Source organism: Neobacillus endophyticus, assembly GCF_013248975.1.
Classification (GTDB): domain Bacteria; phylum Bacillota; class Bacilli; order Bacillales; family Cytobacillaceae; genus Neobacillus; species Neobacillus endophyticus.
Genome location: NZ_JABRWH010000001.1, coordinates 2,925,751 through 2,946,673 on the forward strand (window position 1 = coordinate 2,925,751; position 20,923 = coordinate 2,946,673).

Below are 20,923 nucleotides of genomic sequence, written 5' to 3' on the forward strand. Positions count from 1 at the left end.
CTTCAAAAAAAGAACCGTTACAGCAATCATTTTTGGTTGCAGGGTAGCGGTTCTTTTTTGTTCAGGGTTGTGGTTTATTAGCGATTAATTTTCCTTCAAAAATTACTTTTCATTCGACCTTTCTTTTATAAAAGGAGGCTGAAGAAATGCATGGAAAAAGGGGATAGAAGAGCAGGAAAAAAAGTGAAGAAAGTGAGAACGAACAGGAGTGAAGTTTCACACACACTGAATGACTTGTTCACAATTTTTTATGAATCAAAAGAAGCAGAGGGGCGTTCTTATGGTACATTACATCAATATCAGCTCAATTATCAGTCATTTATTAGGTATCTGGAAGCCAAGCAATTAGGATTTACTACGGATGTTATTACTGCGGATGTTATACGCAAGTATATCGTTTACATGATGAAAGAAGCGGTTCAATTTGAGGAATCTAAATTTAAACCAACCAAGTCTAAAATAATTGGATTATCGCCAGTAACTATTAATACACGATTAAAAACTCTTCGAGTTTTGTTTAAGTTCTTGGAAGAAGAAGGTCTTATCGGTTTCAATCCAATGAATTCTATTAAGAATGTAACTGAAAATGAGGAACAAATTGAAGTGCTGACGATTGATGAACTGAATTCTTTGCTTCGAGTGCCTAATCAAAGAGATTATAGTGGTTTTCGGGACTTTGTGTTAATGAATATCCTAATAGATGGGATGACAAGAATATCGGAAACACTTGCGTTAAAAGTGTCCGATATAGATTTTCACTCGCAGATTATAACAATTCAAGCGAAGAATGCAAAAAATCGTAAATCTCGACTAATACCAATCCAGAAACAATCCTTACAGTTATTAAAAGAACTGATAGTTGAAAATGAGGAGTTTGATTCAGACTTTGTCTTTCTAACCAACTATGGAGAACGGATGCAAAGAAATCATTTTGGAAAAAGATTAAAGGAGTATGCTGAAGAAGCTGGTATTAAGAAAAACGTTCATCCCCATCTTTTTAGGCACACAAGTGCCACAATGTTTCTTGAAAATGGTGGAGATATACGTCACCTCCAAATGTTGCTGGGCCACTCTGATTTACGCATGGTCATTAAATATACCCATTTATCAACTAAATCCTTAGTTGAACAGCATAAACAGTATTCTGCAATGGGGCAATTGAGTAGGATATCCAAAAAACAAAAACGTAAGTCTTTAAGATAAAATAGATAGTAGATATCGAACTAATTTGAGAATGAATAGAACGAAATATGGTACGTATAGCTTCTCTTTTTTAGGATTTAGGGGAAAGGGAAGGCTTACAAATATGCCTTGATATTAATGAATAGATTGTTTATGATGAACTTGATAAAATACAATTACTAAAAACAGGGAATGGAACAATATGATTAAATACAGTGGTATTGCTATAATTCCATATTGCATAAATTAACGCCCAGTCACTCGACTGGGCGTTTTTAATTGTGTTTGTTTCCAAACAGTATTGAAAGGGGGTGAGTGAATGGTACTTGAAAAATTGAAAAGGTCTTTTAAAAATCTTTCGATTGAAGTAGCTGGAGACGCAATAGCCAATGCTGTTTCTTTAGTCATTGGATACTTTTTCAAAGTCTTCTTTCTTAAGTAGTTGGCACGATTAAAGAAATATAACCAAAAGGAGGTGAACCATTTATGAATGAAAAACTGGTTGTTTCAATTGTACGAGCAATCATAAGAAACATTTACGGGCGATAGAAAAAGTCTATGAACCTTTAAATGTGGTTGAAATGAGTTTCGTGGATGTAATAAACAGGTCTGATTTTTACTTAACGAACGATGATGAATAGGGATAAGGAGGAGTTAATAATGAGCAAAGGATATGAGCAGGAAAAGGATACGGAAATTGCCGAATTTGCGGATGTTCTCCCAATTGATGATGTCGAATTAGACAATGACATTCGAGAATGGTTACAGACGCCACCTGTTCAATTAAAAGAATACGGATTTGGTGAACCTGACAGCGAAGAAGATTATTATGCCTTACTGAATGAACTATCTGAATTATTAATGGAAAGGTAGGAGAAACAATGGGTTTTTATATTGAAGCTAAAAATAAGGAAAATTGGGCTTTTGCAACATTTCAATTCCAGGTATGGAATCCCAATGTAGAGCATTTGTATGTGCCATTAGGTCTGGCAAACCCCTATGGGGTTGATTTTAGTGGGAGAGGGGATGAAATCAGTGTCTCTTATCAAACGCTACAACAAGTCTACAAGGAGGTGGAGAATCGAGAGTTTTATAGTGAAGCCAAGCGAGAACTGTTGCATCCAGCGGTTTTGCTCTTTTCAGGTTTGCATCCAATGCAACTTGATGCAGACCGAGAAAAGGAGAGGTTACTTCATTTTCTATCTTGCTGTTTAGAAGTTGCTGAGAGAGAGGGAGAAATAACTTTATACCTGGGGTAAAAGTTATTTCTGAAAGAGACATTTTGTATCCTTTATTGTGGTAGTTTAATTAGTTCTAATTTGAAGGTGACTATATATCATTGGGAAATATGAGATATTAGCAATTTTGAGTAAGGAGATATGACGATGACTGATGAAGAAAAAAATATTTTTATGGCGAAAATATTAAAACAGCATCACTATTCATTTGAGTACATGCCAGATGAAATTTTAAAGGAGTATGTAGAATTAATATCCATAGTTTTTAAATCATCAAATACTGTTAACCTTGCTATTTTGCAAAATACAATGAATCTAATAGTTCGTAATACTATGAAAAGTAAAAGTGAAGAAATCATAGAATTTGATGATGATTCATTCCATAATGGAATATTTTCCATTCATGGAAAATATCGGGTAAAGGTTCGTTCCCTTTATGATTATTGCAAATTGAAAAATTGTCTTCCAGAAGACTTAACACCCGAAGAGATGGAAAGATTCTTAGAAAAGGTGGAATTGGAAGAAATTATTCCTCTTGCAAAGGGGCAGGAAATTGATTATTACACACTAAGAGGTTTCCCAGAACATTTTGAAATTTCAATGGGAAAACTTATGTGGTCGGAGGAACAGGAAAAACAAGTGATTTTGGGGGTTTTGAAAAGTACTGGGCTAAGATATTTGGTTTCCATACTTCCAAAAGAGTCCTTAAGTGAACTTAGAAATTTGTTATCTTAATACGAAGTTGATTCATCATGCTAATTATCCTCTCAATGAAGAAGAAAACTTTAAGAATATTTATTAATAGATTTGTTTCAAGAAGGTGAATATGGGTGAGTTTTCCCAAAAAGTGTCCGTATTATGGTGCAGATGAGAATGACTTTTTCGGTTGGATTAAAAATGATTATTTAAAAAAATGGGAATGTAAGAAGTGCGGAAAAAAGTGGGAAAGGGAATTTGATATGAATGGAAAGATATATTATAAAATGCTGGAGAATGTTCATGTTATCTTTAGCAAGGAAGAAACAGAAGAGATTAATTTTTGGAGAGGCGAGAGCTACAAAAAAATTGAGTTTGATGAAGCTGGATTAATTTTAGAATACCTATTAGAAAAAAAGCTATGCAAAGTTGACATTCTCGATGCTTATGATTCAGAAACAAGAACTGATAATCAAACTGGAAAGAGAAGTGAGAAAAAATGAATAAAGAGGAGCTGGAATTCGAGAAATACTTTCGACAAAAATTAATTAGCGAACATGAAATCATTAAAAACCTACCTTATACAGAAGAACAACTTCGAGAAATTTATCGGGGAAATTGGGAATGGGAAAGAAAAGTACCAGATTTAGAATTAAGTATCGAACCTCAACAACTCGATTACGATACTGTTCAATATTTTCTGCCAGAAAAGTGGGAGATGCCGAGAAAAGGAAGGCTCCTGTATTGTGATGAAGATTTAAAGCGAGTTTTGAAGCTACTTTTATTCAATCTCGGTGTTAGGGAAAGTCTTGATGTCATTCCACATAAACTCATTGTTCAGTACATCGAAAACAACAATAAACAATCTTTGCAGGAGGAGTGAATAAAAAATGGCATCTTATGAGGATGAATGGATGGATATTGGCTATAAAAAAGCTCAAAAAAAGATTGCTACTAATCTACTTCTAAATGACCATAAAACAACCTTTGTTTCAGAAGTAACGGAATTGCCTTTGGAAGAGGTTGAGAAGATTAAAATTGACCATAGTCCAAAGATTCGGAAAATCATCCGTAATATGATGAATGAAGGTATATCTGAATATACTATTGCTCGATTATTACAGGTTCCAGTTGAAATTGTATTTGATGTTCGGGATGGATTGTTCAAATTAAGTATAAATGAAATTGGAACTGCTCGATTAGATACTGACCCACGAATCAGGCTAATCATTCGCCAAATGCTGAAAGACGGTAGAGAAGAAGATGATATAGCCAGATTAGTAGAAGCTCCCATTGAATTTGTGATAGAAGTTCGAAAAAAGATGGTGAGAGAATGTGAATGATGAATATGAAAAGGGATATATTGATGCTCAATCAGAAATCGCCAAGCGGTTGCTTGATGCTAAATTTAAAATACATTACGTATCTCAATGGACAGGATTATCTGTTGCCGAGGTTATTCTGGTTCGTTACAAAGAAGATATAGAGCGTATGATAAAAAAGGGAAAAACGACTGACACGATTGCTTTAGTTTTGAATTTACCTTTTAATGATGTAGCGGATGCGACCGTACTATTAGGTTATTACCCATCCATTTGAGGAGGGATGCAAAACAACAAATCACACGATAAATGGAGTGATTTTAATGGAGAAGGACACAATCAAGATTGAGCCAGCTAAAAAGAATTTGAAAAATCAAGTCATAGGTCGCCTGGTAGTAACTGAACCTATTGATTTAGACCATATAAGACAGGTTACTCAAAATCAAGTCGCTGAAACAATTTATAGAAAGGAACTTGGGGAGTCAACTAAATAAGTTTTTTGCGAATACCTACCTGTTGCCCTCAATTCGAGGGTTTCATTATATTTGTAGCATTAGACCATTCATTTAAAAGGATATGTAGGATAAAGAGTCCTCTATGATAAGGTTTTTAAATGGGTCAAATAGACAGCAAGTTCGGTGAATATATACTCAGAAATGCTTAACCGTCTTCGGATGGATAAGAGATACTTTAAGGCTTGGGACTTCGTGTAGAAAAATTCAGTATCGCAAATTCCACATGTCCATGTATCAAGAATAGGGAGGAGAATCATGATAATTGACCGTTTTGCCTCACGAATGGAGAAAAATTTTGAATATTATTTTTTAGGGGATACGAGCGGAAAGTATATCCAGTTTTGTTCCAACAAAGAATTGGAAGTGGGTGCTCCTGTCATTATAGATGACTTGCTTTCTACACATATATTAAAAGTTTCTTCTATTAGAGAAGTGCATAAAAAGAAAGTAGTAGAATTTGAAAATTTTGAAGTGACTCTTTGTTCTCAAACATTAGTTAAATATGATGATTTAGAATGGTGAATCGAAATGAGTTTTCCAAATCCAAAACAATGTTCTTATAGTTCTGCAAATAAAAACTTCTGCAGAAATTAAAGAAGAATTGTTCCATTTGCTTCAGCAAGATTTAAAAAAATGACACAACTCTTGTAATGTTTTTGATTTACTTTCTGTACAATCAGAAATTTGGTGAAATATAGATGGCGGAGCTTTGGGTTTCGTGCATCGAAGGGACACATTTATGAGAACGACCACCCTTTTTGCCTTTGCAGGGCTTGGGGTGGTTTTCTTTAATATATAGGGTTGTTGGGAATAATCTCTTAAAAAGGAGAGCTTTTGGGAGGTATTATTATGAAGATTGAAATAGAAGAACTAAAAAAATTCATCAAGGAGATGCCAGAAAAGGAAGCGAAATCATTACTGTTTCATATCCTATTAAGATTCAACCTTTTGAAAAATACAAGATATTCAGAGGCAGAATTTATAAATGACATGGAAAACATTTTCAAAACGGTTTTCAAATTATCAAGGGAACGTGCAGAAATGAATGGAGAGAAGAACTTTCAAAGGATTCATATTCTATTCGGTCAATCAACTTCAGGCTGTTTAAAAATTGTTTTAAGGGATATGGGACTTGATAAAAAGGAACAGGTCATCTCATTTTGGGACATATTCTCTATAGGTCCCGTTTGGCAGTTGCATGAGGAAAATGGGGGGCAATCCAGATTTCAGTGGATGAAGAAGTGTATGAGCAAAGAATACAATGATGACTATATCGATTATATCCGAAATTTTGAAAAGGCAACCAAACTAATAAACGCTATTCCAAACGGCGGTCGTGTAACTATTTGGTCTTCTTTTAGTGCGCATGAACAGACAGGATTGCGATTTGTTCTTTATCTATTAAAGAAAAAAAATATTGATATCAGCATTATTAACACGACAGAATGGTACGAAAAGCTGTTCCATGTGAAAGGAGTCAAATATACTTTGCTTCATTCAGGTGAAATTCCCCCAGAAAAACTTCAACTCATATATGAACAAGGTGATGGAGAGGTCATTACAGGCCATGATAGAGAGGATTTAGAGAAAGAATGGCTTGCTCTCGCAGAGAGTCAGGAAACGTTAAGAATTTGGCGAAATGGAAGGATACAGGGTGTTCCCGAAAACTATTTTGATGAATTGATTGTAGAAAGAGCAAAGAAGCTACTCCGAAAGAAGAAAACAAATGAATTTATGAAATCTGCAAGGGTAATCGGAGAGGTTCTTGGGCATTTAGAACAATATGTAGGAGATTCGTTTCTTGAATATCGACTTAGAAAGCTGATAGAAGCAGGAGTATTTGAGTCGGAAGGCAGTCTTGAAGCAATGCGTCTTTATAGTGTGCGATTGAAAATGTAATTTCGAGAACGGAATTGAGGAAGTTTATGCTCACGAAAAAAAGTACATAGAAATAAAAATGCTTGGATGTATGCTTATCCAAGCATTTCATTTACTTTATTTGAAATAGCCAATCCCTCAAAAAAAGGAGATACTGCTTTATGTATTATTAATGTATTTGTTAATTCTCAGTGCATTTATCCCAATCAATGGGCTTTAGTTTAAGTTTAACTCCTTTAATTTCATGGACTGACATTACAACCCAAACTTCACCCTTTTTATGCAAAATCTTTATAACGTTGTTTCCATCAATTCTTTTATAAAGAAAATATCCCTGTGAACCTGCTAAACCATTCTTTAAGAACAATCTCATTGTTCCAATACTTTGACCTACAAATAAATGTTGTAAGGAAATTTTATCAGAATGGTCATTAAGGTTATCCCCGACTTTTAAATTTAAGTCATCATTTGTAACTTCTTGATATTCTGATAAATCAAGATTATAGCTCTTAACAATATCTTTTAAAACGATGTTATCAAATTCATTTCGTTGCCTTTCAAATTCAACAATACAAACTCTTTTTGGAGGCTTTCCTCCTTTTGAATCGGCAAATACAGTTACATTATTTGTTCCGCAAATAATAACACTGAACATAAGTAATATAAAGGAAACCCTTTTATTCATTCCTCATCACCCTAAAATGTATTTAGGAGTATTTTGCCCCAGTCCATTACAGATATCCTTTTTTTAGTAGAGGTGCGTTAGTTTAACAAAAAAATCAAAATCATTCTTTAGTAGAGCTAAGCACATTAAAAAGAGGACTGTCCTATATAAAATGGACAGCCCGTTTAGTTCACTATGTTATTTCTTCAGTTCAATTACAATATCTTTTAATACAAATTCTTCTTTTCCTTTCCCTGACTTCTCTGGTAGTTTCATTGCCTTTTCTTTTCCATCATTTGATATTTCTACAGACCCAAAATTATGGGAATTGTTATCTCTTAAGGTAATATGTGGAGTTACAATAAGTTTCGTTGCTTTTGGGTTTAATTTCCCGAAAGTTTTACTCCAACTCATATTATAAGAATCTTTCCCTGTTCCTCCATTTTCTTGACCAGAGTAGATATTCCCTAAGTCATCTTTAATCTCTAATTCAACATCGACCCCATCCCATGTGTTTCTTACCTCATGTGAAACTATTTGGTCGTAATAAACAATAAAGGACATTGGGGTGACAGATAATTTGTCTATCTTTACTTTTACACCATTTTGTTTTGAACTGCGGTCACTTAATTGCATTGTACTCTTAATAGCATTTAGGCTAAAATTAAAATTCCAATTTCCTTTTATCTCTGTGTGATTATCAGGGTTCTGCAATTCGTCAATATTCCATTTTATGTTAGCGATATCTAATGTTTTATCCTCCAGATTACTAACCGTTATTATACCTACATATTTATCTGTATCAATTTTTGTAATTCTACCCGTTCCACCAAGTGCATGTATCCCTTCTATATTAGGCATAGAAATTCCAGCGTGTTCACCTAAATCTTGTTTACTTTCAATTGAATAAGTCAATGTAACTGTTTTCCCATCAAAGACCGCATCATTAAGGGATATTTTGATTCCGTTACTTTCCTGTGTAAGATTGATTTCTTTTGAGAATTGCTTGTAGTGGTAATACAATCCTTTTTCTGTATCCTTAGAAACATTACCTTGGATTGAGTTATCATTTGTTTCATTATCGAAATATCGAAAAATATTCTCAATAACAGGGATGTTTTTAGCATAAGTTGGAAATGTTAATCCAAATGTTGTAGCGGATAAGCCGACTAAAACGGATGCTACTGCAACATTCCTTTTCCAACTCTTCAATTTTCCTTTTTGTTTTATTGAATTTTTTAGTGAGGCCTTTACTTTAGCTTTTTCGAGTTCACTAACTTCTATTTCTTCAAATTCATCCGCATCTATGTTGATATGGTTTAGTAGTTCATAAATGTCCTTCATATGCTATTCTCCTTTAACTTTAGGCTGGTAGCTCTTTTATTAAGTTTCATTTTTCCTCTATAAATCCGATTATCTACGGAGGCTTTAGTTAAGCCGAGTTTTAATGCAATTTCTACAGTATTTAATCCTAAGAAGAACCTCATGATAAAAATATCTCGGTCAATTGGTTCTAAATGATTAATTAATCTGATTAGTTCGGCTCTGTCTTCCAGAATAATGAGTTCATCTTCTGCCGATTTTTCTACATTCAAATCCATATCATTAGAGGCGAGTTCTACCTTCTTAGTCACCTTCCTGTAATAATCAATAGATTTAAATTTAGCTATTGTACAAACCCATTTCTTGAAATCATTTGAAGCTCCATGAAACTTATCCGCATTATTCCAGATAGAAAGAAAAATATCATTGATACATTCCTCAATGACACCTTGGTTTTCAAGAGGGGTGAGGACTTTAAATGTAATCCCCTTGATTATTGGTAAATATTTATCAACTATAAATTCTAATGCGTCTTCCTTTTGTCGTTTTAATCGTTGTATAAAATTTGCATCATTTGACGTCATGTAGCCATTCTCCTTATTTTTTTGTAAAAGGCTTTTACACCTTATACAACGTATTGAAAAAGGATTTTTCTCGCAATACAAGAAAATTTTTCAATTTTATTAGTCTATCATAGAAAGAAATAAAGAAATCCTTTGGTGATTATTGATTGGTAAAATAATCATATCTTTTATTTTGTTATTACGTAAAATGAACAAGATATTTATGTGATGGATAAAGGCTTTAACGGAGTTATGAGAGAAGGCCAGGAATGTCAAGAAGGGGAGGGAAAAGCAAATAGTTGGGAATTTGATGATAATTTATTGTTCTATGCTATGCTAATTATATAAAATCTTAATTTGGAGAGGTCTTATGGGGGAGCAATTTATTTATGATATGACTACACATCAAGATACAATCGGCTCAATGAGCAAATTATTGGGTTTGGATGAACGACAAATTACAAAATACTGTGCAAGTCATAAAGATGATTATGATGTAGAGGGATTTTTAAGTTTGTTAGGATTAAGTGAAGATTCTCTCTTGGATTATGAGATTTGTCTAACTTCATTGCATGTCACTACAGATAAGGATAATTGTTCGTCCGTAAAGAGGTATGGACTTTTAAATTTGCAACAAGCCCTCATAAATGACACACCTTTAAGGAGTTATTTGGAGGACTTTGATGTTTTCATAGAAATTGATAAGAAGCAAATTCAATTTCGCGATAAGGTATTTGATATTAGCAAAGAATATAATGGCATACATGAACCGATTGATTGGATTATCTACAAATTATATAGAGACTTCCAACTAAATTCATTCTTTTATTCTGACAATGTGCTTAAATATGGCGGAGGGATTAGAAGGAGACCTGAGTTTCTATATAATTTGGCTGAATTTTTAAGACATCCAAATATTGAATATGAATGGGTAAAGGATATATGTTGTTATGTTATTAAATATAAGGCATCACTCTCACAATTCGCTGATTGGACTTTTGATATTGATAAGGATGAAATCAATTATTTAGATGAAAATGAAATTAATATAAGGAAAATAAAATGGCTTATAAATCAATCATTAAAAAGAATTAACAATGCCCTTTTTTACAATAATTTAGAAGATTGTTATTCTTATTTGAAAAATGAGGATTATGTACGAGTTTCCGATATTTTGAGAATTTATACTGAGAATGAGTATTTGGAAGAATACCAAATTAATGAGTGAAAGACATTTTTAAGAATAGATAATTTTAAGATTTAACAGACACTATTCCCACCAGTGGTAAGGTGTCTTTTTTTGTGTCTACGTTCTGAACGATGTAATATTCCCTTTCTATCAGTTATAAATCAAACTTCCTTATCTATAATATAAGGTTCAGAAAAACAAGGGTTTCTATTTAGAAAACCTATAAAAACAGGATGCTCTAATCAAATGATTAGACCCCAAATTGAACAGGAGGAGAATTGCATATGGATAAAAATATAAAAGACAGGGCGGTAAGTAATAATTTAGGGGCAACGCTTAAATATTGGCGCGAAAAAAAAAATATGAGCCTTCAGGAACTATTTGAGCGTACTGGAGTATCAAACAGCTACATCTCAAGATTAGAGCGGGGAGATAGGAAAGCTCCATCCATTCCGATATTATCTACAATCGCAGATGGACTTGGTATTCCACTTTCACTACTAATAGACGTATCAACGACTGAAAATACTTTGGATGAAGCTCCCTTATTGGTTGAGCAAATTCTATACAATGATTGTAAAAGGGATGTTGACCATCTTTTAAGTAAAGGCGAGAAGGAATCTTTAATCCAAATTATCGAGTTTTTATTTGAAATGAGTTGGGATGAGAATAATAAAATTAAGCAGTTATTTGACCTTTCAGAACTGATTGAGGACTTTAAAGAGGTAAGTAAATAGAATTCGGAACAGGGGGACTCTTTTGGGTCTCCTATTTTTAACAGGAGGAAGTAGGATTATGAGCTTTAATGGGAGCGAAAAGGAGTTTTTAGTGACATTATCGTTAGGTAAGGAGCGAATTCTTGAAAAGGAGCTGGGCTTTGAATTAGAAAATGTACAGTATGAGAAACATTATCCAGGTATGAAAATTGATTTATATGCATGTGAATCCAATTTAGGAGTAGAAATTTTTGTGGAAAATTTGTTGCTTAAGAGTAATAAAATACATCAAAAAAAGATATTAAAAATCATTGAAATGATAGGAAGTGGGGTAATCGTTTATATCGCTTTAACTTTCCATGATAAACACATAAGAGAGTTACAAGATGCAGTCATGAAGTCAGGGAAACCGATTGCTCTTTACTTTGTAGAGTTAAATCCCAATATATTTGCACCTCTACAAAGGTTGAACCAAATGCACAAGCTAAATGTTTACGAAAATCTATACTTGTTAAAAATAGAGAATCCTATTCGACTTTTAAGAAAGGCGAGTATTATTCAATCATGTGTCCCTAAAAGATTAGAGCAACCACAACGGGAAAAGATTACTGAGCTTGAAACTATTAGGAAAAAAGAAAATGAATTTTTGTTAAAGGTACTGAGAAGTCGTATCAAATACTTCCTTCCTTTTCATCGAGAGAAGGCACATTTACAAAAATTACGTATTATCAGTTTCGGAGCAGGCCGCAGTGATTGCAATTATTATGTGTCTTTAAGTGACAGAAGAAATGTCGCTTTTGTAGAGTTGAGATTCGGTGATAAAAACAGAAAAATATATGATTCTATCAAGGAAAAAGAAAGGAGTATTCAAGAAAGATTCGATGGAGCAGTTCGATTTAAGGATAACTGTATATCAGTTTCGATTAAGCCCTCAGAAAATATTGAGGAAACGGTTAATAAATTGGTAGATATTTTTGAGAAGATGATTATTGCCTTCTCAAATTACACCTATTATTTCTATCAAGATAAAATGGAAATGTGGCAATATCACAAACAAGGTATATAAAAAATTATAAAGGCATTGGATAACCTCCAGTGCCTTTATAAATAGGATGTATTCATTTAAGGGGAAAAATCGTTATTTCGGTGGTCTTGTCTGCTAACTTACTCTGTTAGTTCAATCTTCATTCCATTTTAAAGCTATGAATTTATAACCAACCTTTTACATACGTTAGTAAACCTATAACAGCACCAATGGAAGCACCAAGGAAGCCGTAAACAACTAATGGTACAGCATTTTTATCTTGTTTATTCTGAATTCTATCCATACTTAACACCCTTCTTATTTCAAGTTTTATGCCATTCCATTTGCATAATTAACCGCATTTTAATTTAATACTTTTAAAAGAGATAAATGTTCCACCTATTTAAAGAGACTTTCAAATTGTTTAGCAGTCTTAGTTGCTCTCTTTATTATCGTTCCCAGGGGCAATCTATTAAAAAGTTACGCCAGAGTTTTTTATCTTTTGATTAACTAATTGTTTGATTTTTACCCAAAGATAATAACAGCCAACGCCAACAACAGCCCCAAATGTATTTAAAATGACATCATCAATATCCGTACTTCTTCCCATACCTATCTCAAACATCGAGCTTAAAATGCTTTGTAAGAACTGTACAAGTTCAATTCCAACTGTACATAAGAAGGAAAACCAAATAGCTTGTTTATTCTTCTTTGCCCATTTGAAATAAAGCAGAGCAAATGCAAATGGGGTAAGCATAAAAGCATTTCCAGCGATTTGGAATAGTGGAGAAGGATTATTATGTAGTACATCAAGAATCCCTTTGATGGGTATTAAATTCACAGAGAAGTGGATAGTGCTTCTTAAGTTATTTAAAGTGAAATGTACATAATCAAATATAAATAAAAATTCAACCGTATTATGGTATAGTATGCAAAAATACACTGAAAAACATATACCAATAATCCAATCAAATACATTTTGTAACCTTGTACGTTTTAATAGGAAAATCATACAACCTGTGATAATAGCAATATTCAGCAAAACTTGCAAAATGATAAGCAAGAATTGATGCACATTACTAAAATAAATTAAAAGACTTTGTCCGTAAAAGATAAGCGGAACCCCTAATAATATGTATTTCTTCATATTTTCTCTTTTTACCTCAACTGTTTATAAATTTATCACAATTATTCCATATATTAGTATAAGTTTCAATGGTTGACCTGCCACTTGGCTTAATAACTGCAACAAAAAAAGCGTTAATTCTTTAGATTAACGCCCTCTTAAGTTGATTAGTAAAATTTATAAATGGGATAAATGTTTGTATTCCACAATATCTATGTTTAATCCACGATTACATTTCAGTTCATTATTTTTTTCACTATCACAGGATAGGGAAATTCTTAACTTAACTAAATCTTCTTTGTCATTGAAAGGGATATATACTCTTACCGCAACAACATAAGAATGATTGTGGTTATAGGTTATACCGACAATCCGTTGCCATACCCAGATAGAAGCATCGTACCCATACTCTTTTATCAGCCTTTTATCAATAATTGGAGATAGAATTTCCCTAACAATATCCTCGGTGGTGAAATACTGTTCTTCATTATTTGAAACAGATTCTGCTTTAACAGTCTGTAAAGGAGTAAAAGCAAATAATATAAACCCCAATAAGATTAGATATTGTTTAATCATTAAAATTCAATTCACCTCATATTTACATTATTCTTTATTCTTCAACAACTTGTTATAATTTATTAAAGTAAACTTCTTCGTTACTTCAATAAGAAAAAAAGCATCCCTTTTTGAAGGAATGCCCCCGTCGCTTAACAAGAAATGTGTAAAATTAATGATACCGAAACCAAACAAACCAACCTTTTTCCTTACTTTTTGCTAAAAATATTTGACCCTGGGCTAAGTTAGCTCCAGGTGCTTTTGGAAAATCTAAGCGTACAAGCCATGACTTTTCAGCAATTTCCTTGCCACAAAAGGTCTTTGCCATTCCAAAATAGTCTTTTTCTTCTTTATTATTAACTGTTTTAGGAAAAGGCTTGGCGGTCACTACATTCCATTTCGTGTATATGTCAGGAAAATCATCTATTCCAGTTCCATAAGTTTTTAGTATTAAAGTATTTAATGCTTCAATAACCTCTTTTCTATCCTTGATAGATGTTTGCTCTAAATCACTTAACACAGGACATTCTTTAGGTTGTGCATGGACTTCAAATGACTCCAAATTAAAAAAGAATATGATAAAGAAAAATAAACCCAATGTTTTCAAAATAAAATCACCTCTTTTCTAATTTCCCCCAAATAGAAAAGAGATATCTATTCTTATTTAAGTAACCGAATTTGTTTTCATAAAATAGCCTTCAATTCACATAAAATTCTTAAAAACTGCAAAGATTAAAGAAAATAACAATGAGGGATATTAATTGGAAAAACTGTTTATTTGTTTATTCAGTATAGTCATTTTCGTCTATAATAATTTATTTCTAAATAATTTTATCAATACAACATATGCGCAACTAAAACCTATTCCCTCATATGCTAAATGGGGTCAAGTCGCTATGCAAATGACAAAGGAACAGTATCCTCAAGCGAAAATTATTGATTACCTCCATATTGGAAGGAACAAAGGGGAAAATACCTCCATAGAAAAATTCAAATTATGGTTAAAGGAAAACAACAAAGAATTCGGTGTATTTGTCAATATTAAATTCGATAATAAAACAGAACAAATAATAGACGTTAAATTTAGAGAAACAAAATAGAAAACAAACGAAATTTTATTCCATTACCTGCACCGCTTTTGGAATGAAAAATGGGATTGCCGAAGCAACCCCAATGTTCAACCTTAATCACTCGTTACTTCAATAAGAATTCTGTTGCTATTGTCCCCCACCAGTATATCTGTTATCTCCCATCATATAGTTTGAACTGTCCCCTGGCTTAGCGTTAGGATTGGTTGGAATATGGAGGTTATTATTGTTCTTCTTACGCCTTAAGTCGATTGTTAAAGCAAATCCAATAATGCTGAGAATCAAAATAATAAAAAAACAAATTACATACAAATAAAACACTCCTCCCACTTACATTTTATTCCTCCAAATGATTGATAACCATTTATTTTTAATTCTTCATTAAAGTAACCCGTTTGTTGAATAATATATGAGATTGTCGAAGCAACCCCAATGTTCAACTCATTAACCAGTTAACACAAAAAAATTAATCTATGAACAATACATACTTTTAGCCTATTATGAGAAAAATAATGACGAAAAAAAACATTGAGGTGTACCATGAGAAAAATTGTTGTGTTGGCTATCGCGACTTTTTTAGTCTTCGCTACAAGTAATTTGGCAAATGCTGAGGTTATAGAATCTGGAAGGATAAAGAAGGAAGTATATGCTACTTCTGAGGATATACTAATAAAAGCGCTTGAACCTGAACTAAATAAGATAATTTCTGATAAATACGGTCGTGAAAAGATTTGGCAAATTAGTAAAGTAGCAAAGGTTGCGTTAATTGCTGACCATACCAAAAAGCCTTCTGAAAATTGGTATGAAATGAATATATTTGTTAGAGTCTATGATGATAAAAGCGATAAGGAATTATTAGATGATATTGATATTAGAATTGATATCCCTAACATGTTTACAAAGGATAGATATAAAGTAAAAAATCCAGATATGAAAGTTACCTTAATCAAATATGAACAATGGCAAGGGCAGGAGATGATAAAATGAGCCACCTTTAGGTGGTTTTTTTATTTTCCTTATTGAAGTAAATGCATCGTTTGCCGAAAAAAGTAAAATCAAAAATTAGTGTGAATTATAGCTGTTTTAAAGGGGAGATTAATAAAAAATAATTTGGAGGAAAGAATATTGAAAAACATTCCGCTATTTATGATTACCACTATAACATTTCTAATGGTTAGTTCCTTCTCAGCTTATGCTGAAACAACTAAAAACCTCCCAATAACAAAAACTTCTGACCATTGGAAAGTAACACTTGGGAATCCTGATTCAGATAGTTTAAAACCTCAAAAAGATGTTTTTAATGTGTATAGCTTAGATATTAAAAACATCGGAGAAAAGGTTTTTGACCCAGTTTTTGAAGTATATAGAGATGAACCAAATTCTCATACATTGTATTGGCTAACTTCCAATATATATATAGATTACAGTAAAAAGACAGCATCCAGTGGAAATATGGCTTCCAGCGAAAATATGGGAAGCACTTTAGCCTCGTTTCACCATAAAAACTTACCTGTCTATTCTAAGGCGAAAATTATAGAAGTTGTTATTACTTGGAAGGAAAAACCATACGAACAAATGAAGAATGGAAAGAAGTTTGAAGCACGCAAGTTTAAACAAACCTTTATATTTAAACAAGATTAATTATTAAAGCCTCCCAATTTAATGAGAGGCTTTTTTGGTTTACTCCGCGATTGAAAAACATTTTGGCAAAACGAAACAGTTTTATTGCCAACAGATTCTCCAAATCAAGGAGAAGGTAGAACACAAAACCTATCGCTATTTTAATGTTACCGCTCAGCTAACAACATTTGAAGGTGCTCACGATTTACCATATGATTTAATGACTATCACTTTTAGTAATAAAAAAACTATGGAGTGGCGGGCTATTGATGTCAAAAGCAGAAGATTAAAGGCAAACGAAATAACTAAATGCAGATACACTTTGTGAAAAGGGGGACTTTTTTCTTCGGTTATACACTTCAACTTACCTGTTCCGTTAGTGGAACAAGCGAGGCGACTGCTCTTATTAAACAATTACACCCGTTAGCCATCCATGAAGCGCAAAAATCAACGCTTCACCACAGAGAATGAAAATGGTTTTAAACCGTCAATACTGATTCTACGGCTGGAGAGGAAGGTCGATGAACTATGGTGCGTTAGAGCCCATCCGTTAGTCTGACTCCACCGACCACGGTGCACCACTGACTGTCGCTCCCTTACGGGAAGCACACATGGTAGATTAATCCTATTCTGGTTGTTGCACCAGCCTCTAATAATAATCATCGCCGTAGAAAGGAAGTTTTCAATGGATGTAGTCATTGAAAGAGCATGCGGTATGGATGTCCATAAGGACAATATTACTGCCTGTATTTTGACACCAGAAGGAAAGGAGATTCAAACGTTCTCTACTAAAACTGTATTTCTTTTACAGTTGGTTGACTGGATTAAACAACATAATTGTACTCATGTCGCCATGGAGAGCACGAGTGTTTATTGGAAACCTATTGTGAACTTACTAGAAGCTGAGGATATTGAGTTTTTAGTGGTGAATGCCCAACATATGAAGGCAGTTCCAGGACGAAAGACGGATGTGAAGGATGCAGAATGGATTGCCAAACTTCTTCGCCATGGATTACTTAAAGCCAGTTATATCCCTGACCGAAATCAACGTGAATTGCGTGAACTCGTTCGCTATCGTAGAAGTATTATTGAGGAACGTGCCAGACAACATAACCGAATCCAAAAGGTATTAGAAGGCGCGAACATTAAGTTGGGGTCAGTTGTTTCAGATGTGTTGGGTGTTTCATCACGAGATATGCTTGATGCCATTGCAAATGGTGAAGAGGATCCTGAAAAACTAGCAAACTTTGCACGCCGCACTATGAAAAAGAAGAAAGAAGAATTGGAACTTGCCCTAAAAGGCTATATCAATTCACATCAACGCCTCATGTTAAAAACCATTTTAAGTCATATTGATTTTCTGACTGAACAAATCGAGATGCTCGATCAAGAAGTTGCGGAAAGAGTCAGCTCTCATCAAGAAGATGTATCACGATTGGATTCGATTCCTGGAATAGCGACCAGAATGGCTGAGCAAATCCTATCTGAAATTGGGACTGATGTGAAGAAGCAATTCCCTTCTGCAGCTCATTTGTGTTCTTGGGCAGGATTAGTTCCTGGGCAAAATGAAAGTGCTGGAAAAAGAAAATCAGTCAAAACTAAAAAAGGAAATAAGTATTTAAGATCGGCGTTAACCGAAGCAGCTCATTCAGTAAGAGGATCTAAAAACTATCTCGGTGCACTGTATAGGCGAACAGCATCCCGAAAGGGTAAGAAACGTGCTGGTATTGTAGTCGCTCACGCAATGTTACGTATCTCCTATTATCTATTAACCCGAAAAGAAATGTATGTAGACTTAGGTGAAGACTACTTTGATAAGCAAAGACAACAATCAATTGTTCGGCATTCTCTAAGACGACTCGAAAGTTTAGGTTACACCGTTACGTTGGAAGAACCTAAAGCCTCTTAAACCGGTTCACTAAAATACCATTGATCAATGAATTTGGCGCTCTCCCCTTTTTTTAAAAAACTAATGAGCTGCGTCTTCTTAAGTATTGCCATTTTCTCAAAGTTACAGATGTTTATTTTCATGGTAGGTTAAGAAAACATTTCAATCATTTTTTTTTAATTTAACTTTTGTTTCTAAGAGTTTAGCTTTTTGTTTTGTGTTATCTTGTTGTTCCTCATAGTAAAAAGGTTGTCCCTCAAACCTTGGAATAACGTGCATATGATAATGAGTCAAATCATTGAATTTACCACCGTTTTGAAGAATCGTGATGCCATCAGGATTAAATAATTTTTTATTGCTTTTGAAATATTCATTGATGCTAACATAATTGCATTTGCAGTTTCAATATCTAAATGTTCAACATCTACATAATGATTTTTCGGAAGTATTAAAGTATGCCCTTCGTTAAACGGTTCGATATCCAGAAAGCAAGTAACATACTCATTTTCATATACAATATTTACTGATTCGAGTTGGTTAGATAACCTGCAACCTAAGCATTCTGATGTTACGGTCATATAAATAACATCCTCTCTACCATTTCAAGTATTTAACACTTATTTTTTAACTAACCCTTTCGTTAAAAAAGGGCTACCGAAGAACCTGTTTGGTCTACTTAAGCCCTCCGTTAGCTTAGGTATATTATCTTCACACATTTCAATGGACCTACAACCTACCTTTTTGTTGAAACAGTGTAATGTTTCCTATTTTCTTTTGTTATATTGTGCTTTTATTTTTATAAGAGGCGATAGTTACACCAAGTAACCCTCCAACTGCGGGAAGAAAATCGTCCCACTCTAACCATTCAAAATTACCTTTAAATAAACCGATAATAATAAAGGTAACTATTGCAATTACACAATACCAAATTATATTTTTCCAACTCATAGCTATCATGCCCACCACTCCAAATCAAGCTGTTGCTTTGAATAAGTACAGCCCATTATACCCGGACCTCCTTGATTACCAACGAGTTTTGTTTTTGATAGAATTCCTTTGGCGACAAGTCTAAAAGGCTGGAATGAATCCGTCTTTCGTTATAGTACACCATAAATTTCATGACTTCCTGATATGCTTCTGCATAGGTTTCAAACTGCCATCTGGATAAGCAATCGTCCTCAAAAATGCGATGGAAAGATTCTACATGGGCATTCATATTTGGGGTTCTTGGTGGAATTCTTTCATGTTCCATTTTCGAATTTTCACAAAACTCTTCAAAGGTATGCGAAATAAACTGTGGCCCATTGTCTGTTCGAATCACAGGTTTTTCCTTTTTAGCATATTGTTGGCGTTTCAATAACGCTCTTTGCAGAGTCTGTTTTACATCATCTCCGGTGCAGCTTAATCCCATATGATAGGCAACGATTCCTCTGTCATAGACATCTATAATGGACATGACAAAGAAAAAGCGATCTTCTCCTTCGATATATCCGTATTTAATATCTGCTTCCCAAAGTTGATTAGAAGCTTTAATGATCCGATTTCGTGCTAATTTACGTGGAAAAGAGACTTTCTTTTGTCGTTGTGGTCGTAAGATCCCAAGTTCCTTACATAGGCGATATACCTTTTTCTTATTAATAGTCAGGCTATATTTTCTTTGAAGTACTTTGGTTAATTTGCGATAACCATAGTTATAAGCATCGCCTGCAATTTCTTCTAACAGAAATTCTTTGATTTGTTCATCCGATACTTTTTTTCCTTCCTCATTAAAGGAATAACCAGGTGCTGGACGACCCTCATTCACTTTTTTCTCTTCCACCCGGTAGTTCTTTTGATAATAATAGGTGGAACGAGGAATACCGATAATTTTGAGCACCTTTGAAATAGAATAGCCTTTGTTAATCCATTGATCAGCTACTTCAAGTTTTTCAGTAAGTGAGGGTTTTTCTTTTTTATTAAATCCCGTAAAATCGCTATTTCAAGGTCTTTTTCTCCCAAAATCATTTTGAGTTTTTCATTTTCCTTAGATAATTCTTTGGAATCTAGGTCTGGCAAAACAGCTACATCCATGTCTCCAAATTTTCCATCTTTATATTCACGGATCCATCGACTAACCATGTTTGGATTCAATTCATACCGACGAGCTACAAGGGTAATATTTCCTGTTTCTCGGGCTTCCTTAATGACTTGTAATTTAAACTCTTTTGAATGTTTTATTCGCTTCATGATGTCAGCCTCCTTGGTACATTAAGCAGTATAATAAAATTTACTCTTACTGTCCAAGTTCATTTTGGGGCTAATAAGCTTGTTATTCCCATTTAAGAGTTCGTCTTGTT

The 20,923-nt window shown here is 33.7% G+C and carries 29 protein-coding genes and 1 pseudogene; 20 read left to right on the forward strand and 10 right to left on the reverse strand.

Annotated elements, in window-relative coordinates; all coding sequences use genetic code 11:
- Window positions 1-150 precede the first annotated feature (150 nt).
- The 12 genes from HPT25_RS14405 (at window position 151) to HPT25_RS14455 (ending at window position 6,852) form a co-directional block, all read left to right on the forward strand.
- Window positions 151-1,203: a tyrosine-type recombinase/integrase gene (locus tag HPT25_RS14405; protein WP_173065374.1), complete on the forward strand. Its 1,053-nt coding sequence runs from the start codon at window positions 151-153 to the stop codon at window positions 1,201-1,203.
- A 298-nt stretch (window positions 1,204-1,501) separates the two neighbouring features.
- Window positions 1,502-1,624 (forward strand): hypothetical protein, encoded by a 123-nt coding sequence (locus HPT25_RS29065; protein WP_281368196.1) that lies wholly within the window; start codon window positions 1,502-1,504, stop codon window positions 1,622-1,624.
- A 218-nt stretch (window positions 1,625-1,842) separates the two neighbouring features.
- The gene (locus HPT25_RS14410) at window positions 1,843-2,055 is read left to right on the forward strand and encodes a hypothetical protein (RefSeq protein WP_173065377.1); all 213 of its coding nucleotides are present in this window, start codon (window positions 1,843-1,845) and stop codon (window positions 2,053-2,055) included.
- A gap of 8 nt (window positions 2,056-2,063) precedes the next feature.
- Window positions 2,064-2,441 (forward strand): hypothetical protein, encoded by a 378-nt coding sequence (locus tag HPT25_RS14415; protein WP_173065380.1) that lies wholly within the window; start codon window positions 2,064-2,066, stop codon window positions 2,439-2,441.
- Window positions 2,442-2,567: 126 nt separating this feature from the next.
- Window positions 2,568-3,155, forward strand: a complete 588-nt coding sequence (locus HPT25_RS14420; protein ID WP_173065383.1) for a hypothetical protein — start codon at window positions 2,568-2,570, stop codon at window positions 3,153-3,155.
- A 95-nt stretch (window positions 3,156-3,250) separates the two neighbouring features.
- The gene (locus HPT25_RS14425) at window positions 3,251-3,619 is read left to right on the forward strand and encodes a hypothetical protein (RefSeq protein WP_173065385.1); all 369 of its coding nucleotides are present in this window, start codon (window positions 3,251-3,253) and stop codon (window positions 3,617-3,619) included.
- Entirely contained in the window at window positions 3,616-3,999 is a 384-nt protein-coding gene (locus HPT25_RS14430) for a hypothetical protein (RefSeq protein WP_173065388.1), read from the forward strand. The genes HPT25_RS14425 and HPT25_RS14430 overlap by 4 nt, the downstream gene beginning before the upstream one ends.
- A gap of 7 nt (window positions 4,000-4,006) precedes the next feature.
- Window positions 4,007-4,459 (forward strand): hypothetical protein, encoded by a 453-nt coding sequence (locus tag HPT25_RS14435; RefSeq protein ID WP_173065391.1) that lies wholly within the window; start codon window positions 4,007-4,009, stop codon window positions 4,457-4,459.
- The gene (locus tag HPT25_RS14440) at window positions 4,452-4,715 is read left to right on the forward strand and encodes a hypothetical protein (protein ID WP_173065394.1); all 264 of its coding nucleotides are present in this window, start codon (window positions 4,452-4,454) and stop codon (window positions 4,713-4,715) included. Before HPT25_RS14435 ends, HPT25_RS14440 begins: the two co-directional genes overlap by 8 nt.
- A 46-nt stretch (window positions 4,716-4,761) precedes the next feature.
- Window positions 4,762-4,932, forward strand: coding sequence for a hypothetical protein (locus HPT25_RS14445; protein ID WP_173065396.1), 171 nt, complete (start codon window positions 4,762-4,764; stop codon window positions 4,930-4,932).
- Between the two features lie 276 nt (window positions 4,933-5,208).
- On the forward strand, window positions 5,209-5,475 hold the full coding sequence (locus HPT25_RS14450; RefSeq protein ID WP_173065399.1) for a hypothetical protein: 267 nt from the start codon (window positions 5,209-5,211) through the stop codon (window positions 5,473-5,475).
- A 327-nt stretch (window positions 5,476-5,802) separates the two neighbouring features.
- Window positions 5,803-6,852 (forward strand): DUF1835 domain-containing protein, encoded by a 1,050-nt coding sequence (locus tag HPT25_RS14455; protein ID WP_246277192.1) that lies wholly within the window; start codon window positions 5,803-5,805, stop codon window positions 6,850-6,852.
- A gap of 160 nt (window positions 6,853-7,012) precedes the next feature.
- Here the strand turns inward: HPT25_RS14455 and HPT25_RS14460 are convergent, their stop codons facing one another.
- The 3 genes from HPT25_RS14460 to HPT25_RS14470 form a co-directional block, all read right to left on the reverse strand.
- Window positions 7,013-7,516 carry a hypothetical protein gene (locus HPT25_RS14460; protein ID WP_173065402.1) on the reverse strand — a complete coding sequence of 168 codons (504 nt, stop codon included), beginning with the start codon at window positions 7,514-7,516 and terminating at the stop codon, window positions 7,013-7,015.
- 177 nt (window positions 7,517-7,693) lie between these two features.
- Window positions 7,694-8,839, reverse strand: a complete 1,146-nt coding sequence (locus tag HPT25_RS14465; RefSeq protein ID WP_173065405.1) for a DUF4179 domain-containing protein — start codon at window positions 8,837-8,839, stop codon at window positions 7,694-7,696.
- Window positions 8,836-9,402: a sigma-70 family RNA polymerase sigma factor gene (locus HPT25_RS14470; RefSeq protein ID WP_173065408.1), complete on the reverse strand. Its 567-nt coding sequence runs from the start codon at window positions 9,400-9,402 to the stop codon at window positions 8,836-8,838. Before HPT25_RS14470 ends, HPT25_RS14465 begins: the two co-directional genes overlap by 4 nt.
- A gap of 349 nt (window positions 9,403-9,751) precedes the next feature.
- Here HPT25_RS14470 and HPT25_RS14475 point away from each other — a divergent pair, with 349 nt between their 5' ends.
- The 3 genes from HPT25_RS14475 to HPT25_RS14485 all read left to right on the forward strand — a co-directional run bounded on the left by HPT25_RS14475 (window position 9,752) and on the right by HPT25_RS14485 (window position 12,352).
- Entirely contained in the window at window positions 9,752-10,609 is an 858-nt protein-coding gene (locus HPT25_RS14475) for a hypothetical protein (RefSeq protein WP_173065411.1), read from the forward strand.
- A gap of 245 nt (window positions 10,610-10,854) precedes the next feature.
- Window positions 10,855-11,307, forward strand: coding sequence for a helix-turn-helix domain-containing protein (locus tag HPT25_RS14480; RefSeq protein ID WP_173065414.1), 453 nt, complete (start codon window positions 10,855-10,857; stop codon window positions 11,305-11,307).
- 58 nt (window positions 11,308-11,365) lie between these two features.
- Window positions 11,366-12,352: a hypothetical protein gene (locus HPT25_RS14485; protein WP_173065417.1), complete on the forward strand. Its 987-nt coding sequence runs from the start codon at window positions 11,366-11,368 to the stop codon at window positions 12,350-12,352.
- 430 nt (window positions 12,353-12,782) lie between these two features.
- Here HPT25_RS14485 and HPT25_RS14490 read toward each other — a convergent pair whose 3' ends face one another.
- The 3 genes from HPT25_RS14490 to HPT25_RS14500 form a co-directional block, all read right to left on the reverse strand.
- A complete protein-coding gene (locus HPT25_RS14490) occupies window positions 12,783-13,457 on the reverse strand; it encodes a VanZ family protein (RefSeq protein WP_173065420.1) in 675 nt (224 codons plus the stop codon).
- Between the two features lie 156 nt (window positions 13,458-13,613).
- Complete coding sequence (locus tag HPT25_RS14495) at window positions 13,614-14,012, reverse strand: hypothetical protein (RefSeq protein WP_173065422.1); 399 nt, start codon at window positions 14,010-14,012, stop codon at window positions 13,614-13,616.
- Window positions 14,013-14,163: 151 nt separating this feature from the next.
- Window positions 14,164-14,598, reverse strand: a complete 435-nt coding sequence (locus tag HPT25_RS14500; protein WP_246277193.1) for a hypothetical protein — start codon at window positions 14,596-14,598, stop codon at window positions 14,164-14,166.
- A gap of 154 nt (window positions 14,599-14,752) precedes the next feature.
- On the opposite strand from HPT25_RS14500, the gene HPT25_RS14505 reads away from it, so the two are divergent.
- The gene (locus HPT25_RS14505; protein WP_173065424.1) at window positions 14,753-15,091 is read left to right on the forward strand and encodes a DUF3889 domain-containing protein; all 339 of its coding nucleotides are present in this window, start codon (window positions 14,753-14,755) and stop codon (window positions 15,089-15,091) included.
- A 117-nt stretch (window positions 15,092-15,208) separates the two neighbouring features.
- Here HPT25_RS14505 and HPT25_RS14510 read toward each other — a convergent pair whose 3' ends face one another.
- Window positions 15,209-15,391, reverse strand: a complete 183-nt coding sequence (locus HPT25_RS14510; RefSeq protein ID WP_173058283.1) for a hypothetical protein — start codon at window positions 15,389-15,391, stop codon at window positions 15,209-15,211.
- Between the two features lie 228 nt (window positions 15,392-15,619).
- On the opposite strand from HPT25_RS14510, the gene HPT25_RS14515 reads away from it, so the two are divergent.
- From HPT25_RS14515 to HPT25_RS14530, 4 genes are all read left to right on the forward strand, one after another.
- A complete protein-coding gene (locus HPT25_RS14515) occupies window positions 15,620-16,066 on the forward strand; it encodes a DUF3888 domain-containing protein (protein WP_173065427.1) in 447 nt (148 codons plus the stop codon).
- Window positions 16,067-16,204: 138 nt separating this feature from the next.
- A complete protein-coding gene (locus HPT25_RS14520) occupies window positions 16,205-16,720 on the forward strand; it encodes a YozF family protein (RefSeq protein WP_173065430.1) in 516 nt (171 codons plus the stop codon).
- A gap of 34 nt (window positions 16,721-16,754) precedes the next feature.
- Window positions 16,755-17,027: a DUF3888 domain-containing protein gene (locus HPT25_RS29365; protein WP_173065433.1), complete on the forward strand. Its 273-nt coding sequence runs from the start codon at window positions 16,755-16,757 to the stop codon at window positions 17,025-17,027.
- Between the two features lie 357 nt (window positions 17,028-17,384).
- Window positions 17,385-18,608: an IS110 family RNA-guided transposase gene (locus tag HPT25_RS14530; protein ID WP_173065436.1), complete on the forward strand. Its 1,224-nt coding sequence runs from the start codon at window positions 17,385-17,387 to the stop codon at window positions 18,606-18,608.
- A 141-nt stretch (window positions 18,609-18,749) separates the two neighbouring features.
- Here the strand turns inward: HPT25_RS14530 and HPT25_RS14535 are convergent.
- From HPT25_RS14535 to HPT25_RS14545, 3 genes and pseudogenes are all read right to left on the reverse strand, one after another.
- Window positions 18,750-19,165, reverse strand: a pseudogene (locus HPT25_RS14535) (HIT family protein).
- A 199-nt stretch (window positions 19,166-19,364) separates the two neighbouring features.
- Window positions 19,365-19,544: a hypothetical protein gene (locus HPT25_RS14540; RefSeq protein WP_173065439.1), complete on the reverse strand. Its 180-nt coding sequence runs from the start codon at window positions 19,542-19,544 to the stop codon at window positions 19,365-19,367.
- A gap of 46 nt (window positions 19,545-19,590) precedes the next feature.
- A protein-coding gene (locus tag HPT25_RS14545) for an IS3 family transposase (protein WP_173065441.1) occupies window positions 19,591-20,813 on the reverse strand; the annotation gives its coding sequence in 2 pieces (ribosomal slippage) (window positions 19,591-20,525 and window positions 20,525-20,813; 1,224 coding nt in all).
- Window positions 20,814-20,923: the final 110 nt, after the last annotated feature.